At 69.5% G+C, this 14,405-nt stretch carries 14 protein-coding genes; 8 read left to right on the top strand and 6 right to left on the bottom strand.

Translation table 11 applies throughout. The annotated features are described in order from the left end of the window. Positions 1-98 precede the first annotated feature (98 nt). On the top strand, positions 99-1,130 hold the full coding sequence (locus ACFYXH_RS18995; protein WP_389564013.1) for an LLM class flavin-dependent oxidoreductase: 1,032 nt from the start codon (positions 99-101) through the stop codon (positions 1,128-1,130). Positions 1,131-1,204: 74 nt separating this feature from the next. Here ACFYXH_RS18995 and ACFYXH_RS18990 read toward each other — a convergent pair whose 3' ends face one another. After that, a complete protein-coding gene (locus ACFYXH_RS18990) occupies positions 1,205-1,597 on the bottom strand; it encodes an SCO5389 family protein (protein WP_327326123.1) in 393 nt (130 codons plus the stop codon). 243 nt (positions 1,598-1,840) lie between these two features. Between ACFYXH_RS18990 and nucS the strand changes: the two genes are divergently transcribed. After that, positions 1,841-2,503, top strand: coding sequence for an endonuclease NucS (gene nucS / locus ACFYXH_RS18985; protein ID WP_327326122.1), 663 nt, complete (start codon positions 1,841-1,843; stop codon positions 2,501-2,503). 74 nt (positions 2,504-2,577) lie between these two features. Here nucS and ACFYXH_RS18980 read toward each other — a convergent pair whose 3' ends face one another. The 4 genes from ACFYXH_RS18980 to ACFYXH_RS18965 form a co-directional block, all read right to left on the bottom strand. After that, positions 2,578-5,046 (bottom strand): ATP-binding protein, encoded by a 2,469-nt coding sequence (locus ACFYXH_RS18980; protein WP_389564010.1) that lies wholly within the window; start codon positions 5,044-5,046, stop codon positions 2,578-2,580. A gap of 262 nt (positions 5,047-5,308) precedes the next feature. Next, on the bottom strand, positions 5,309-5,632 hold the full coding sequence (locus ACFYXH_RS18975; RefSeq protein WP_327328499.1) for an STAS domain-containing protein: 324 nt from the start codon (positions 5,630-5,632) through the stop codon (positions 5,309-5,311). 172 nt (positions 5,633-5,804) lie between these two features. Continuing rightward, the gene (locus ACFYXH_RS18970) at positions 5,805-6,653 is read right to left on the bottom strand and encodes a 3-hydroxyacyl-CoA dehydrogenase family protein (RefSeq protein ID WP_327326120.1); all 849 of its coding nucleotides are present in this window, start codon (positions 6,651-6,653) and stop codon (positions 5,805-5,807) included. A gap of 128 nt (positions 6,654-6,781) precedes the next feature. Beyond that, positions 6,782-7,420, bottom strand: a complete 639-nt coding sequence (locus ACFYXH_RS18965) for a TetR/AcrR family transcriptional regulator (protein WP_389564006.1) — start codon at positions 7,418-7,420, stop codon at positions 6,782-6,784. Between the two features lie 83 nt (positions 7,421-7,503). Between ACFYXH_RS18965 and ACFYXH_RS18960 the strand changes: the two genes are divergently transcribed. Genes ACFYXH_RS18960 through ACFYXH_RS18950 form a run of 3 tightly spaced genes read left to right on the top strand, consistent with a single transcriptional unit; the run spans position 7,504 to position 9,650 of the window. Beyond that, the gene (locus ACFYXH_RS18960) at positions 7,504-8,286 is read left to right on the top strand and encodes an ATP-binding cassette domain-containing protein (RefSeq protein ID WP_389564002.1); all 783 of its coding nucleotides are present in this window, start codon (positions 7,504-7,506) and stop codon (positions 8,284-8,286) included. A gap of 22 nt (positions 8,287-8,308) precedes the next feature. Continuing rightward, entirely contained in the window at positions 8,309-9,064 is a 756-nt protein-coding gene (locus tag ACFYXH_RS18955; protein WP_389563999.1) for an ABC transporter permease, read from the top strand. Between the two features lie 13 nt (positions 9,065-9,077). Further along, a complete protein-coding gene (locus tag ACFYXH_RS18950; RefSeq protein WP_389563997.1) occupies positions 9,078-9,650 on the top strand; it encodes a cob(I)yrinic acid a,c-diamide adenosyltransferase in 573 nt (190 codons plus the stop codon). Positions 9,651-9,712: 62 nt separating this feature from the next. Here ACFYXH_RS18950 and ACFYXH_RS18945 read toward each other — a convergent pair whose 3' ends face one another. Further along, a complete protein-coding gene (locus tag ACFYXH_RS18945; protein WP_389563995.1) occupies positions 9,713-10,279 on the bottom strand; it encodes a hypothetical protein in 567 nt (188 codons plus the stop codon). 151 nt (positions 10,280-10,430) lie between these two features. Here ACFYXH_RS18945 and ACFYXH_RS18940 point away from each other — a divergent pair, with 151 nt between their 5' ends. The 3 genes from ACFYXH_RS18940 to ACFYXH_RS18930 all read left to right on the top strand — a co-directional run bounded on the left by ACFYXH_RS18940 (position 10,431) and on the right by ACFYXH_RS18930 (position 14,386). Beyond that, positions 10,431-11,627 carry a sensor histidine kinase gene (locus ACFYXH_RS18940; RefSeq protein ID WP_389563993.1) on the top strand — a complete coding sequence of 399 codons (1,197 nt, stop codon included), beginning with the start codon at positions 10,431-10,433 and terminating at the stop codon, positions 11,625-11,627. Beyond that, positions 11,624-12,274 carry a response regulator gene (locus tag ACFYXH_RS18935; RefSeq protein ID WP_385305694.1) on the top strand — a complete coding sequence of 217 codons (651 nt, stop codon included), beginning with the start codon at positions 11,624-11,626 and terminating at the stop codon, positions 12,272-12,274. The genes ACFYXH_RS18940 and ACFYXH_RS18935 overlap by 4 nt, the downstream gene beginning before the upstream one ends. A 345-nt stretch (positions 12,275-12,619) precedes the next feature. Continuing rightward, positions 12,620-14,386, top strand: coding sequence for a glycosyl hydrolase family 18 protein (locus ACFYXH_RS18930; protein ID WP_389564743.1), 1,767 nt, complete (start codon positions 12,620-12,622; stop codon positions 14,384-14,386). Positions 14,387-14,405: the final 19 nt, after the last annotated feature.

The following is a 14,405-nucleotide window of genomic DNA, read 5'->3' as shown; positions in this document are numbered from 1 at the left end:
AATCGCAACAACTTCACGATGGGCCGTGCCTATGGCACGTGTCAGACGTTGTTGCCAGTAGGGGGAGTGACGCGTCGGCCGCAAGGAGGCAGAAGGCGATGCGCGTGGGAACGTTTGTACTGGCGGCCCAATTCCCGGGCCAGGGGCAGGGGGAGGCACTGCACCGGGCCGTGCGGTCCGCCGAGGTCGCGGAGGAGTCCGGCCTGGACTCCGTCTGGTTGGCCGAGCACCATTTCGTGTCGTACGGCGTGTGCCCCTCGGCCGTGACACTCGCCGCGCTGCTGCTCGGCCGCACCCGGCGGATCCGGGTCGGCACTGCGGTGAGCGTGCTGCCGAGCGCCCATCCGGTGGCGCTGGGCGAGCAGGCGGCACTGCTGCACCTCACCACCGGAGGGAGGTTCTCCCTCGGTGTGGGAAGGGGCGGGCCCTGGGTCGATCTGGAGGTCTTCGGCTCGGGCCTGGACGCGTACGAGAAGGGCTTTCCCGAATCCCTGGACCTGCTGCTGCGCTGGCTGCGCGAACCCCGGGTCGCCACCAACGGGGAACGATTCACCTTCCGCGAAGTCCCGGTCGTACCCAGGCCGGACGAGCTGATCGGCGGCCCGCCCGAGGGCCCCGAAGTGATCGTCGCCTGTACGTCCCCGAAGAGTGTGCAGCTCGCCGCCGAGCGCGGGCTGCCGATGCTGCTCGGGATGCACTGCGACGACGAGGAGAAGGCGCAGATGGTCGCCCTCTGGCGTACGCACGCGCTCGCCGCGGGCCGCTCTCCCGAGGAGGTCGAGGACGCCGGACACGTGTCGGCCGGAGTGGCCCAGATCGCGGACCGCCGGGCCGAGGCCACGGAGACTCTGGTGAAGGCGATGCCCGGCTGGCTCAAACAGGGGCTGGACGCCCATGTGACCGTCGACGGCCGGCGCCGCGCGATGCGGGACCCCGTGGGATACACGGAACTGCTGTGCGGGCTGCACCCGGTGGGTCCGCCTCGACTCGCGGCGGACCGGATCGCGGCCACCGCCGAACGTACCGGCATCACGCGCTTCGCGCTGCTGGCCGAGGGCTCGGGCGATCTGGCGGCCACGGAGGAGAATGTGCGGCGTCTTGGCACAGAGGTCCTGTCCCTGCTGGTCTGAGTCAGCCGTACGGGAGGTGCTGCCGCCCCGACACCAGTAGCACCTCCCACAATGCGGAGCGGCAGCAGAAGACTTCAGCAGTCGCGGAGTCCGGGCGACTGGTTGAGCAACTGGGCCCGGACGGAGGTGAAGCGGGCGAGCCGCTCGTCAACCGAGGAGTCCAGCGGGAACACCGCTACGCGGTGGCAGTTCTGGAATGCCAGGCGCACTCCGAAGTGCCGTTGCAGAGCACCGCGAATAGCGTCACTCGCGAGTGCGCGCAGCAGCTGACCACGTGCCTGCTCGTCCGGCGGGGGCGTCTGGTTGTCGGCGAAGTCGCCGCCGTCCACCTTCAGCTGAGCCACCAGAGAACTGATCATCTCCCATGCGAAGGGCAGGGAGGTCCGGACGCAGTCGACGAAGACAGCTTCGTCGACCTCGCCTCGCTCGGCCTGTTCCAACAGCGCCGGTGAGACGTCGAGCGACATGGGTTCTCCTCTCGCGGCCCCGGTGAACGGGGCCTTACGGGCAGGGAAGGAGGACAACGGACGACGGCGTCGCACGAACGACGTACGACGACGCAGAGTGCACGACCGACAACCTCCTGCTTCCACGGTAAGTGCGCTGACCGGAGGGCACCAGGAGATTGGGAACACAACCGGCCAAATAACGAAGGGGGCTTCCGGGGGCGAATCGCGCGCAACTGCTTCCGTCGAGTAGCGTTGCCGACCATGCGTCTTGTCATCGCCCGCTGCTCCGTGGACTACGCGGGCCGGCTCACCGCCCACCTGCCCTCCGCCCCCCGTCTGATCCTGGTCAAGGCAGACGGCAGCGTCTCCATCCATGCGGATGACAGGGCGTACAAACCACTGAACTGGATGTCCCCTCCCTGCACTCTGAAGGAGGGCGACGACAGTGTGTGGACCGTCGTGAACAAAGCGGGCGAGAAACTGATCATTACGATGGAGGAAATCCTCCATGACTCGTCGCACGAGCTCGGTGTGGACCCCGGTCTCATCAAGGACGGCGTGGAAGCCCACTTGCAGGAGCTGCTCGCCGACCGCATCGAGACACTGGGCAAGGGCTACAGCCTGATCCGGCGCGAATACCCCACGGCCATCGGCCCGGTGGACATCCTGTGCCGGGACTCGGACGGCGCGACGGTGGCGGTGGAGATCAAGCGGCGCGGTGAGATCGACGGCGTGGAACAGCTCACGCGCTATCTGGAGCTGCTGAACCGGGACCCGCATCTGGCGCCGGTGAAGGGCGTGTTCGCGGCGCAGGAGATCAAACCGCAGGCGCGGGTGCTGGCGACGGACCGCGGGATCGGGTGTGTGGTGCTCGACTACAACGCGCTGCGCGGGATCGACGACGACAAGCTCAGGTTGTTCTGACCGTCACGAGAAGAGTGCGTGAGTACGGCCCCGGGCGGCAATGCCGCCCGGGGCCGTACTGCATCAGCTGAAGGTCAGATCACCGGCGAGCCGGCGCTGGAGCCGGACGGTTCGGACGACCCGGGGGCGCTGCTGCTCGTGATGGGGGCGCTGGCCGATGACGATCCCCCCGAGGGTGGATTGGTCGGCGGCTGCGATGTCGTCGGCGGCGGGCTGGAGGGCGGCTGCGAAGACGGCGGGGGCGTGGTGGGCGGAGTCGACGGGGGCTTCGTCGGCGGAGTCGTCGGCGGCTTGGTCTCCGGGTTGGTCGGGGGCCTGCCCGACGTGGACGGCTTACCGCCCGGCCTCGACGAACTCGACGACGGCTTCCCGCCCGGCGTGGACTGCGCACCCGACGAAGAGGTCGCGCCCGGCGTCACCTTGTCCGGGTCCTTCGGGTCGCCGCCCCCGCCGCCGGGGCTCATGGTGGAGCCGTCCGTCGGCTCGTCCGCGTCCAGGCCGTTCTGCGAGTCGTCCTCGTTCGCGGACTGGCCGTTCCTGACCTTGTTGCCCGGCGCGTCGTTGTTGTCGGAGGTCGCGCCGAGCGTCACCACCGTGCCGAGCACGGCGGCGAGCAGCGCGCCCGCCCCCGCGGCAACGAGGTTGCGCCGGGCACCGCCGAGGAGCGAACGGCCGCGGCCCGGCCATGTGCCGCCCGCGGGCGTCTCCCGCCGCGACACAGTCGCCGCAGGCTCGTCCGCGGACTTCCGCAGACCCACAGAACCCGGTCCCGAGAGCTGTCCCAGCCCCGAGAGCGGCACGGCTGCCGGTACGCCTCCGGGCGGCGACGCCGACTCCTCGTAGCGCGCGGCAGGCACCTCCTCGCCCGCCGGGGTGCGTCCGCCGGACACCGGGCCGCCCGCGCGGTCCGCCACGAGCGCCAGCGCCCTGCGACCCGCGACCGTGCCGCGCTTGTCGGCGAGCGCCCCGCGCATGCCGATCGAGGCCTCCAGCTCGGCACGCGCCCGCTCCAGGCTGCCGTTGCAGAGCGCCAGAACGCCCAGTTCATGGTGGAAGTACGCCTCTTCGGCCACTTCGCCCGCCAGCCGGGCCGCTTCCGAGCCGACCCGCAGGGCCCGCTCCCAGGCGCTCCAGTGCTGCCCGGCCGCGAAGGCGGGCGCGGCGCTGCGGGCCAGCAGTACGGCCGTGCTGGGGTGTCCGGACTCCTGGCCGGGCACGAGCGCGGTCAGCGCCGCGAGCACGGCGTCCGCCTCGGCCACGGCCCGCTCGGGCGTCACCGACGGATGCCCGGCCCACCAGGCGTAGTGCTGGGCGGCGGTGTGGGCGTGAGCCGCCGCGTCACTTGCGTAACCCTTCTCCGTCAGCTGCGCGATCACGCCGGCCGCCAGCCGGTAGCGCGCGCCCACCGGGGTGAGCAGCCCGCAGCTCATCAGCTCGCCGATGGCGGCATCCGCGTGTGTGTCCCCGACAAGTGCCGGCAGATGCGCCTGGTGCGGGACCTCGCCGCCGAGCGCGACGGCGAAGCGCAGGGTCTGGCGGGCGGACTTGCTCAGCCGGGAGGCGAGCAGCGCGGCGGGCGCGGCACCCTCCGCCAGGCTCGGCAGCGGTACATCGCCCCCCTCGACGCGGTCGGCGGGCGTGTAGGGGTCGAAGTCCTCCGGGTCGGCACGCAGGGCGTCGCACTGCCGCAGCAGCGCGCCCGCCTGTACGAAGCGCAGCGGCAGGCCCTCGGACTCGAACCAGAGGTCGCCCGCCCAGTTCGCCTCGTCCTCGGTGAGCGGCCGATCCACGGCGCGCTGCAGCAGCTCCAGCGAGGCGCTTCGGCCGAGACCGCCGAGGAAGACCTCTTCGAGGTGTGAGTCCGCGGCGGGCGCGGCGACGTCGGGTGTGGCGGCGACCAGGAAGGCGCATTCGGGTGCGGCGTCCAGCAGTTCGCCGAGCGCGGCGCCACCGAACTCCAGGTCATCGAGGAGGACGATCGCACCGATGTCACGGACGAGCTCGAGCAGCCCGGCCTGGTCGGGCCGGTGCCGAGGAGCCTTGTGGACGACGGCGTAGAGCTCGTGCAGCAGCTCGGTGGGGGTGCGGTTGTGGCCGCTGAGGCGTACGACGCCGTCGGGCGCGAGATCCGCGCACTCCTCCGCGACGGTGTCGAGCAGTGCGCTGCGTCCGGAGCCCGCAGGGCCGGTGAGCCGCACCGAGCGGCCGCGGCCCAGCAGCCGTACCAGCCGCCGGCGCTCCTCGTCGCGCTCCAGCAGCGGGAGCCGCGGGGCGGGAGGCCCTGCCGGTACGGGCGGCTGCGCCGCGCGCTGCAGCTCGGTGCGCTCGGCGGCGGTGTGCCGGGCCGGCGACGCGGGCCGTTCACCCGGCGGGCAGGGCTCGATCTCGCTGCCGTCGACGGGATTGACGGTGAGCAGAAAGTCGCCCGAGACGAGTTGGACGGTACGGGCGAGCGTCGGCGCGGACTGTCCGAAGTCCGGCGTGGTGGCGTCGCGCGGCGTGCGGGCCTGGCCCGCGCCCTCGCCGAAAGTGTCGTTGTCCATGGTCCAAGCCCCCCAGATGCGCTTCGCTTAGCTTCGTCTCCGCCAAGATCATTTGATTTCCTGGAGGCGGAGCCGCGTGCGGATGTGTCCCTCCCGGCTTTCTGCACGCCCCGCTGTAGCTTCGGTCCGGTGCCCACCGCATGGGTACGTCGAAACGGCAGGCGACCGAACCTTAGACCTTCGCTCAGTATCTATGCACCAGGGGGGTGCTGACCCGCCCGTGACGTCACAGTCTCGTGAGGATTGCGAGCGTCATAACGGTTCACACCCGAGGAAGCGTTTCGGCCGCGATGCCGCCTTCGATGGCGAGGATGCGATGCAGCCGGGTTGCCACCAGTAGTCGCTGCATCTGCGGGGGGACTCCGCGCAGCACCAGTCGGCGGCCGCACCGGCCGGCCCGGCGGTGTGCGCCCATGATGACCCCGAGCCCGGTGGCGTCCCAGGAGTCGAGATCGGTCAGGTCGAGCACCAGGTCGCCGGCTCCGCTGTCGACGGCCGAGTGCAGGACCGTACGGGCGTCCGCCGCGCTGCGGACGTCGAGGCGGCCCCCGACGACCAGCTCGGCGTGGTCGCCCCTGATGTGCATATGCGCTCCCCGAGAGTGCTTCAGTGCCCTGTGTCTGTCTGTGCTGACTGTCTGCTTCTGTCTTGTTCCGTCTTGCAACAACTGACTGCCGCACGGGCAGAGCGGTTGCTGCTTGTGAGCGAACCGATACCGAATTCACCCCGACGGGTGATACCAAACCGGTCGATGAGGGTCAGTGCTTGTAGAAGCCCTGCCCGCTCTTGCGGCCGATGTCACCGGCATCCACCATCCGGCGCATCAGCTCCGGCGGCGCGAACTTCTCGTCCTGGGACTCGGTGTAGATGTTGCTCGTGGCATGCAGCAGGATGTCCACGCCGGTGAGGTCGGCGGTGGCGAGCGGCCCCATGGCGTGGCCGAAGCCCAACTTGCAGGCGATGTCGATGTCCTCGGCGGACGCTACGCCCGATTCGTACAGCTTCGCGGCCTCGACGATGAGCGCCGAGATCAGGCGCGTGGTGACGAAGCCTGCGACGTCGCGGTTGACGACGATGCAGGTCTTGCCGACCGACTCGGCGAACTCTCGCGTGGTGGCGAGCGTTTCGTCGCTGGTCTTGTAGCCGCGCACCAGCTCGCACAGCTGCATCATCGGGACGGGCGAGAAGAAGTGCGCGCCGACGACCCGCTCCGGACGCTCCGTCACTGCCGCGATCTTCGTGATCGGGATGGCGGAGGTGTTGGAGGCGAGGACGGCGTCGTCCCGTACGAGCTTGTCGAGCGTACGGAAGATCTCGTGCTTGATCTCGAGCTTCTCGAAGACCGCCTCGACGACGATGTCCGCGTCGGCGACGGCGTCCAGGTCGGTGGTGGTCGTGATGCGCGCCAACGCCGCGTCGGCGTCGGCCGCTTCGAGCTTGCCCTTGGAGACGAACTTGTCGTACGAGGCCTTGATGCCGTCCCTGCCGCGGGTCAGGGCCGCGTCGGTGACATCACGCAGCACGACCTCCCAGCCCGCCTGGGCCGAGACCTGCGCGATACCGGACCCCATGAGTCCGGCCCCGATGACGGCGAGCTTCCTGGCCACTGCGGCACTCCTTAACACCCGTTTACATCTGGACTCTCTGCGGGAGGTTAGCGCCAGTGAGGGGCCGTGTGGCGGTGAAGAGATACGCGTCACGTCTCGAATGACGGACATCACACTGGTACAGCCGATCAGGCTTCCCGGACCGCGTACTTGAGCACCGTCTCCCCCAGCACGTCCTCCATGTCGTCGAGGAGGTCCAGGGACTCGCGGGAGACCTCGTCGGGTTTGCGGCCGGCCACCATCTCGCGGCCGATCACCCCGAGCAGGGTGGTCTGCACCCAGCAGAGCTGACCGGCGATCAGCGTCGGCAGCTGATCGGCGGGGTCCGCGCCGGTCTCCTCGCGGAGAGTCTCCTCCAGGTGCTCAAGGGCCTCCTGGTTCATGCGCCACAGCCGGGACCGGAGACTGTGGGCCTCCCAGATGACCTGGATGAACTGGCTGTAGCCCGCGAAGAGCCCGACGTTCGGCGAGACGGCCCGCACCTCCTCGCGCAGCTCTCGCAGTACGGCCTCGGCAGCCGACTCGCCTTTGTCACGGGCCCGCACATACCGCGAGAGCCGCTCCACAACGCCCTTGCTGCGGTCGAGGAACAGGTCCTCCTTGGCGGGAAAGTAGTTGTAGACGGTGTTGACGGAGACGTTCGCGGCCTCGGCGATTTCGGCGATCGTGACCGCGTCGAAGCCGCGCTCCAGGAACAGACCGGTGGCCACGTCCGAGATGAGCTGCCTGGTCTGCCGCTTCTTCCGCTCCCTGAGCCCCTCTGCCATGACGCCATCCTAAGGGGTTTGCTGGACTCGCTGAAAACTTGGGGTCATTGTAAAATTTAAGAGACTCTGTTTTTCTGGCTGCCATGGCAATCATCAGTACGGCCGGGCTCGCCCGGACCTTCCAGACCAAGAGCGGCCCGGTGGAGGCCGTGCGCGGCATCGACCTGACCGTCCAGCCGGGCGAGATCCTCGGCTTCCTCGGCCCGAACGGAGCGGGCAAGACCACCACCCTGCGAATGCTGACCACACTGCTGCCGCCCACGGGCGGCGCGGCCACGGTCGCCGGCTTCGATCTGGTCGGTGACCCCGCGGGAGTACGCCGCAAGATCGGCTATGTCGCCCAGTCCGGTGGTGTCGATCTGCACATCTCCGTACGCGAAGAGCTGGTCACACAGGGCCGGCTCTACCGGCTGTCCAAGGCCGAAGCCGTCGCCCGGGCCGACGAGCTCGCTCGCGACCTCGACCTCACCGACCTGCTCGACCGCAGGTGCGCCGCACTCTCCGGCGGGCAGCGGCGTCGGCTCGACATCGCGATGGGGCTCACCCACCGGCCGGCGGTGCTCTTCCTCGACGAGCCGACCACCGGCCTCGACCCCGGCAGCCGGGCCGATCTGTGGGACCTGGTGCGCCGGCTGCGCGACGAGCACGGCACCACCGTCTTCCTCACCACGCACTACCTCGACGAGGCGGACGCACTGTCCGACCGGCTGGTCGTCGTCGACAAGGGCGTGGTGGTGGCCGAGGGGACGCCGGCCGCGCTCAAGCTGAGGTACGGCGGCGCGATCGACGCCACCTTGCAGGACACCTTCCTCGCCATCACCGGGCGCGGCATCGCGCCCAAGGACACCGCCCCCGTCGCCGTATAGGACTTCCCGATAGGACGCCCCGATGCCTTCACTTCTCTCCGACACCGCGCTGGTCTTCGGGCGGTACGCACGCCAGACCCTGCGCTCCAAGTTCCAGATGCTCTTCGGCGCGCTGATGCCTCTGCTGTATCTGCTCTTCTTCGGGCCGCTGCTCACCGATCTGCCGCTCGCTTCGCAGGGCGACTCCTGGCAGATTCTCGTCCCTGGCCTGCTGCTCCAACTCGGCCTGTTCGGCGCGTCGTTCAGCGGTTTCGCGATCATCATCGAGAAGCAGTCCGGCGTGGTGGAGCGGATGCGGGGCACACCCGTCAGCCGACTCGCCCTGCTCCTTGGACGGGTGCTGCGCGATGCCGCCCTGCTGGTCTTCCAGTCGCTGCTGCTGGTGCTGGCGGCCGTGCTGATGGGTCTGCGGGCGCCGCTCGGCGGAATCCTCATCGGCTTTGTCTTCGTGGCCGTACTGGCCGTTGCGCTGGCCTCGCTCTCGTACGCGCTGGCTCTGAAGGTCTCCAAGCCGCAGGAGTTCGGTCCGGTCATCAACGCCGTGAGCATGCCCTCGATGCTGCTCTCCGGGCTGATGCTGCCGATGGCACTCGCGCCCGGGTGGCTGGACGTGCTGTCGCACTTCATGCCGTTCCGCTATCTGGTGGACGCGGTGCGGGCCGGATATGTGGGCGACTACGCGAGTACGGCGATGCTGTACGGCGTACTCGTGGCGGTCGCCTTCGTGCTCGGGTCCGTGACGGTCGGCACACGTGTCTTCCGCAGGGCCGGCGCGTAACTAGGCTGGTCGCATGGTCAACCTCACGCGCATCTACACCCGCACCGGCGACCAGGGCACGACGGCCCTCGGCGATATGAGCCGGACGGTCAAGACCGATCTACGGATCGCGGCGTACGCCGACGCCAACGAGGCCAATGCCGCCCTGGGCACGGCCGTCGCGCTGGGACAGCTGGACGCGGAGGTCGTACAGGTCCTCGTCCGCGTCCAGAACGACCTCTTCGACGTGGGCGCGGATCTGTGCACCCCCGTGGTCGAGGAGCCGGAGTATCCGCCACTGCGGGTCGAGCAGTTCTACATCGACAAGCTGGAGGCGGACTGCGACCGCTTCAACGAGGAGCTGGAGAAGCTGCGCAGCTTCATCCTGCCGGGCGGTACGCCGGGGGCGGCGCTGCTGCACCAGGCCTGCACGGTCGTACGGCGCGCGGAGCGCTCGACCTGGGCGGCGCTGGAGGTGCACGGCGACATCATGAACCCGCTGACGGCCACGTATCTCAACCGCCTCTCCGACCTCCTGTTCATCCTGGCGAGGACCGCGAACAAGGAGGTCGGGGACGTGCTCTGGGTACCCGGCGGCGAGCGGTAGGCCACTGGCCCGGGGCTCCGCCCGAGGCCCCGCGCCGCACACGCCTGCGAGGCTTGAGTTTCCTAGCGCTCGACGCGGACGCGTTCGCGCTCCGCCACCGGGGCCTTCTTCGGGAAGAGCGTGTAGCTCCCGGCGATGATCACGTTGATGCCGATGGCGAAGAGCATCTTCTGCTGCCACATGCGCAGCGAACCGACGTCACCGTCGCCGCCGACGTACCAGATCGCGGCCTGCAGCAGGCCTATGGCGACCACCGCGGCGACGATCCAGCGGATGGCCGTCCTCCACTCGTGGACCATGCGGGCGGTGCCGTACTTCGGCGGCTTCACGGGCGGCGGGCCGCCGGCGAAGCGGTGCGCGACCCGGGCGTCGACCCATTTGATCGTGTGGTGGCCCAGGGCCACGGTGAAGCCGATGTAGACCGCGGCGAGTCCGTGCTTCCAGTCCGGTGCGGCGCCGTTCTTGAGGTCGATCGCCGTCACGACCAGCAGGACGACCTCCAACAGCGGCTCGCAGAGCAGCACGGCAGCTCCCAGACGCGGCATCTTCGCCAGGTAACGCAGAGCCAGTCCGGCGGCCAGCAGCACCCAGAAGCCGACCTCGCAGATCACGACCAGCGTGACGATCACAGCACTCTCCCTTCCTTCTGGCTCCACACTTCCGTCCGTACGGCGGTGATTCGTCGTCGGCAGTGACGAAGTGGCACTGCATCCTTCGATGTAGTCGGCCTTCACCCGCGACGTGGAGGCCCGCGCGCCGCCCGCCGTGTTTGATGGGTCTGTGACCGCTCTCCCCCGCCCCCACCGCGACGATGTGCTCATCGCCGTGGTCGGCTTCCTCGGCGGCCTGCTGCTCTGGTCGCTGGGCCTGGACAGCCGTAGGGGGCACGGTTTCGACCCGCGCGCGCTCGCGCTGCTGCCGCTTGCGGTGATGAGCGGGGCGGAGCTGCTGCGCCGGACGATGCCGAACACCGCGCTGACGATCGGCTGTCTGGCGATGCTGGCCGACCCGTTCACCGCCGGGAATGTCGCCACGATCGCGCTGTTCACGGACCTGGTGTACGCGGCGGTCCTCTACGGCACTCCGGCCGCCGCTCGCCGTATCCCCGCCGTGTCCATGGTGGCCACCGCCGCCGTCACCGTCACCGCACTTGTCGTCTTCCAGGATGCGCAGGCCGTGCTGCTCGGTCTGCTCTTCGCGGTGGTCACGGTGGCCCCCGCCTGGACCGGCGTGAGCGTACGCACCCACCGCGACGCCGCCGAGGCGGCCCGGCTGCGCGCCGAGCAGACCGCACTGCTCGCCGAGATCGACCGCACCCAGGCGGTGACTGCCGAGCGCGCCCGAATGGCCCGCGAGCTGCACGACATGGTCGCCAATCACCTCTCGGCGATCGCCATCCACTCCACGGCCGCGCTCTCCATCGACGATCCGAAGACCTCCCGCGACGCTCTCGGCGTCATCCGCGAGAACAGCGTCGACGGCCTCGCCGAGATGCGGCGGCTGATCGGGCTGCTGCGGGACAGCGGCGGCGACACGGAGCCGTCCGCCGTGCCGAGGCTTTCCGGCGTGGACTCGCTGCTGGAGCAGGCACGGACGAACGGCGCCTCCAACGGCCTGGAGTTCACACTCACCGACACCCGCGCGGAGAACCTCCCGCTGCCCGCGCCGGTCGAGCTCGCGGCGTACCGCATCATCCAGGAGTCGCTGACCAATGCGCTCAAGCACGCCTCTCCCGGGGGGATAACGGTCGTGCTCGGCCGGGACGGGCAGACGCTGACGGTAGGCGTCACCAGCCCGTACGGGGACCGGCCCGGACCGCGCGCCCCCGGCTCGGGGGCCGGTCTGGTCGGTATGCGCGAGCGCGTGGCGCTGCTGGCGGGTTCCTTCGACTCCGGGCCGGTCACCACCGCGGACGGAGCCAGGATCTGGCAGGTACGGGCGGAGCTGCCCCTCGATGAAGGGAACGGGAAGGCATGACGATCCGGGTACTGGTCGCGGAGGACCAGAGCGCCGTACGCGCCGGTCTGGTCCTCATCCTGCGCAGCGCGCCGGACATCGAGGTGGTCGGTGAGGCGGCGGACGGCGAGGAAGCGGTACGGCTCGCCCGCGAACTGCGCCCGGATCTCGTACTGATGGATGTCCAGATGCCGCGGCTTGACGGGGTGTCGGCGACCCGGCTGGTCGTCGCCGAGCAGCTTGCCGACGTCCTCGTGCTGACCACGTTCGATCTGGACGAGTATGTCTTCGGGGCGCTGCGAGCGGGGGCCGCGGGCTTTCTGCTGAAGAACACCGAGGCCAACGACCTTCTCGAGGCGGTGCGCACAGTGGCGCGCGGCGAGGGGCTCATAGCACCGGCCGTCACCCGTCGGCTGATCGCGGAGTTCGCGACGCCTCAACCCGTACGATCCGCGGACGCGCCCGACCCCGCGATCCTCGACCCACTCACCAGACGCGAGCGCGAGGTGCTTTCGTGCATCGGTGAGGGGATGTCGAACGCCGAGATCGCGGGCCGACTCGACATGGCGGAGGCCACGGTGAAGACCCATGTGAGCAGGCTGCTGGGCAAGTTGGCGCTGCGCAGCCGGGTCCAAGCGGCCGTATTGGCACAGGAGTTGGGCATCTGACGGGCGGCCAACCCGGCGCCCGACCCATCTCCGACCCATCTCCGACCCGCCTCCGACCCACCGTCCGATCAGCACCTCACTCGCAACCCGGCCCGCATCCGATCCCACCCCTTCCCCACCCACCACAGCTGTGGTCTGGACCTATTGACGATTGGTCCAGACCTTCCTACTCTCACCGCACACGCTGCGGAGAGCCGTCGCAGGGTGCGCAGTTCACGGACCACCCCGAATGTCCGTCCGCAACTCGAGGAGCACCCCTTGAGCACCCAAGCCCCCCTGCACCGAAGAAAGTTCAAATCCAGAGCCGTCGCGGGTCTGACTGCGCTGCTGCTCCCCCTCGCCGCCATGGTCGGCCTCGCCTCCCCCGCAGAGGCCGCCGCGTCGGCCACCGCGAGCTACGTCAAGGTCTCCGACTGGGGATCCGGCTTCGAGGGCAAGTGGACGGTGAAGAACACCGGCACCACCTCCCTCGGCTCCTGGACCGTCGAGTGGGACTTCCCCTCCGGTACTTCCGTCACCTCCGCCTGGGACGCCGACGTCACCAGCTCCGGCACCCACTGGACCGCCAAGAACAAGAGCTGGAACGGCACTCTCGCCCCTGGCGCCTCCGTCTCCTTCGGCTTCAACGGCGCGGGCCCCGGCGCCCCCTCCGGCTGCAAGCTCAACGGCGCCTCCTGTGACGGCGGCAGCGTCCCCGGCGACAACCCGCCCTCCGCCCCCGGCACCCCGAGCGCGTCCAACATCACCGACACCGCGGTGACGCTGAGCTGGACCGCCGCCACCGACGACAAGGGCATCAAGAACTACGACTTGCTGCGTGACGGCGCCAAGGTGGCGACGGTGACCGGCACGACGTACACCAACACCGGGCTCACGGCCGGCACCGACTACTCGTACACCGTCCAGGCGCGTGACACCGCCGACCAGACAGGACCGGTCAGTGGCGCCCGCGCGGTCCGCACCACCGGCGGTGGCGGAGACCCGGGCCCCGGCCCCGGCTCCACGGTCAAGCTCGGCTACTTCACCGAGTGGGGCGTCTACGGACGCAACTACCACGTGAAGAACCTGGTGACCTCCGGCTCCGCCGCCAAGATCACGCACATCAACTACGCCTTCGGAAACGTCACCGGCGGCCGCTGCGCGATCGGTGACTCCTACGCCGACTACGACAAGGCGTACACCGCCGACCAGGCCGTCGACGGCGTCGCCGACACCTGGGACCAGCCGCTGCGCGGCAACTTCAACCAGTTGCGCAAGCTCAAGGCGAAGTACCCGAACATCAAGGTGCTCTGGTCGTTCGGCGGCTGGACCTGGTCCGGCGGCTTCGGCCAGGCCGCGGCAAACCCCGCGGCCTTCGCGCAGTCCTGCTACGACCTGGTCGAGGACCCGCGCTGGGCCGATGTCTTCGACGGTATCGACCTGGACTGGGAGTACCCGAACACCTGCGGTCTGTCCTGCGACACCAGCGGCGCGGCCGCCTTCAAGAACGTGATGCAGGCGATGCGCGCCAAGTTCGGTACGAACAACCTGGTCACCGCGGCCGTCACCGCGGACGCCTCGTCCGGCGGCAAGATCGACGCGGCCGACTACGGCGGCGCTGCCCAGTACGTCAACTGGTACAACGTGATGACGTACGACTTCTTCGGCGCCTGGGCCGCACAGGGCCCGACCGCCCCGCACTCCCCGCTCACCTCGTACCCGGGCATCCCGCAGGCGGGCTTCAACTCCGCCGAGGCGATCGCCAAGTTCAAGGCGAAGGGCGTGCCGTCGGCCAAGCTGCTGCTGGGCATCGGCTTCTACGGGCGCGGCTGGACCGGAGTGACCCAGAGCGCGCCGGGCGGCACCGCCACAGGACCCGCCCCGGGCACCTACGAACAGGGCATCGAGGACTACAAGGTCCTCAAGAACAGCTGCCCCTCCACCGGAACGATCGCCGGCACGGCGTACGCGAAGTGCGGCAGCAACTGGTGGAGCTACGACACCCCGGCCACCGTCGGCTCCAAGATGAGCTGGGCGAAGGGCCAGGGCCTGGGAGGCGCGTTCTTCTGGGAGTTCAGCGGTGACACCACGAACGGAGAGCTGGTCGGCGCGATCAACAGCGGTCTGAACTAGCTGCTCGAACCAGCACCGC

Source organism: Streptomyces sp. NPDC002730 (assembly GCF_042888805.1).
Lineage (GTDB): Bacteria > Actinomycetota > Actinomycetes > Streptomycetales > Streptomycetaceae > Streptomyces.
The sequence above is the reverse complement of the archived record's forward strand: the minus strand, read 5'-3'. Positions and strand labels throughout refer to the sequence as shown.

What these genes read in the sequence shown, in the direction of transcription:
- ACFYXH_RS18995 (WP_389564013.1), top strand. Translation starts at nt 99, where the DNA reads ATGCGCGTGGGAACGTTTGTACTGGCGGCCCAATTCCCGGGCCAGGGG.
- ACFYXH_RS18990 (WP_327326123.1), bottom strand. Translation starts at nt 1,597, where the DNA reads ATGTCGCTCGACGTCTCACCGGCGCTGTTGGAACAGGCCGAGCGAGGC.
- nucS (WP_327326122.1), top strand. Translation starts at nt 1,841, where the DNA reads ATGCGTCTTGTCATCGCCCGCTGCTCCGTGGACTACGCGGGCCGGCTC.
- ACFYXH_RS18980 (WP_389564010.1), bottom strand. Translation starts at nt 5,046, where the DNA reads ATGGACAACGACACTTTCGGCGAGGGCGCGGGCCAGGCCCGCACGCCG.
- ACFYXH_RS18975 (WP_327328499.1), bottom strand. Translation starts at nt 5,632, where the DNA reads ATGCACATCAGGGGCGACCACGCCGAGCTGGTCGTCGGGGGCCGCCTC.
- ACFYXH_RS18965 (WP_389564006.1), bottom strand. Translation starts at nt 7,420, where the DNA reads ATGGCAGAGGGGCTCAGGGAGCGGAAGAAGCGGCAGACCAGGCAGCTC.
- ACFYXH_RS18960 (WP_389564002.1), top strand. Translation starts at nt 7,504, where the DNA reads ATGGCAATCATCAGTACGGCCGGGCTCGCCCGGACCTTCCAGACCAAG.
- ACFYXH_RS18955 (WP_389563999.1), top strand. Translation starts at nt 8,309, where the DNA reads ATGCCTTCACTTCTCTCCGACACCGCGCTGGTCTTCGGGCGGTACGCA.
- ACFYXH_RS18950 (WP_389563997.1), top strand. Translation starts at nt 9,078, where the DNA reads ATGGTCAACCTCACGCGCATCTACACCCGCACCGGCGACCAGGGCACG.
- ACFYXH_RS18935 (WP_385305694.1), top strand. Translation starts at nt 11,624, where the DNA reads ATGACGATCCGGGTACTGGTCGCGGAGGACCAGAGCGCCGTACGCGCC.
- ACFYXH_RS18930 (WP_389564743.1), top strand. Translation starts at nt 12,620, where the DNA reads ATGGTCGGCCTCGCCTCCCCCGCAGAGGCCGCCGCGTCGGCCACCGCG.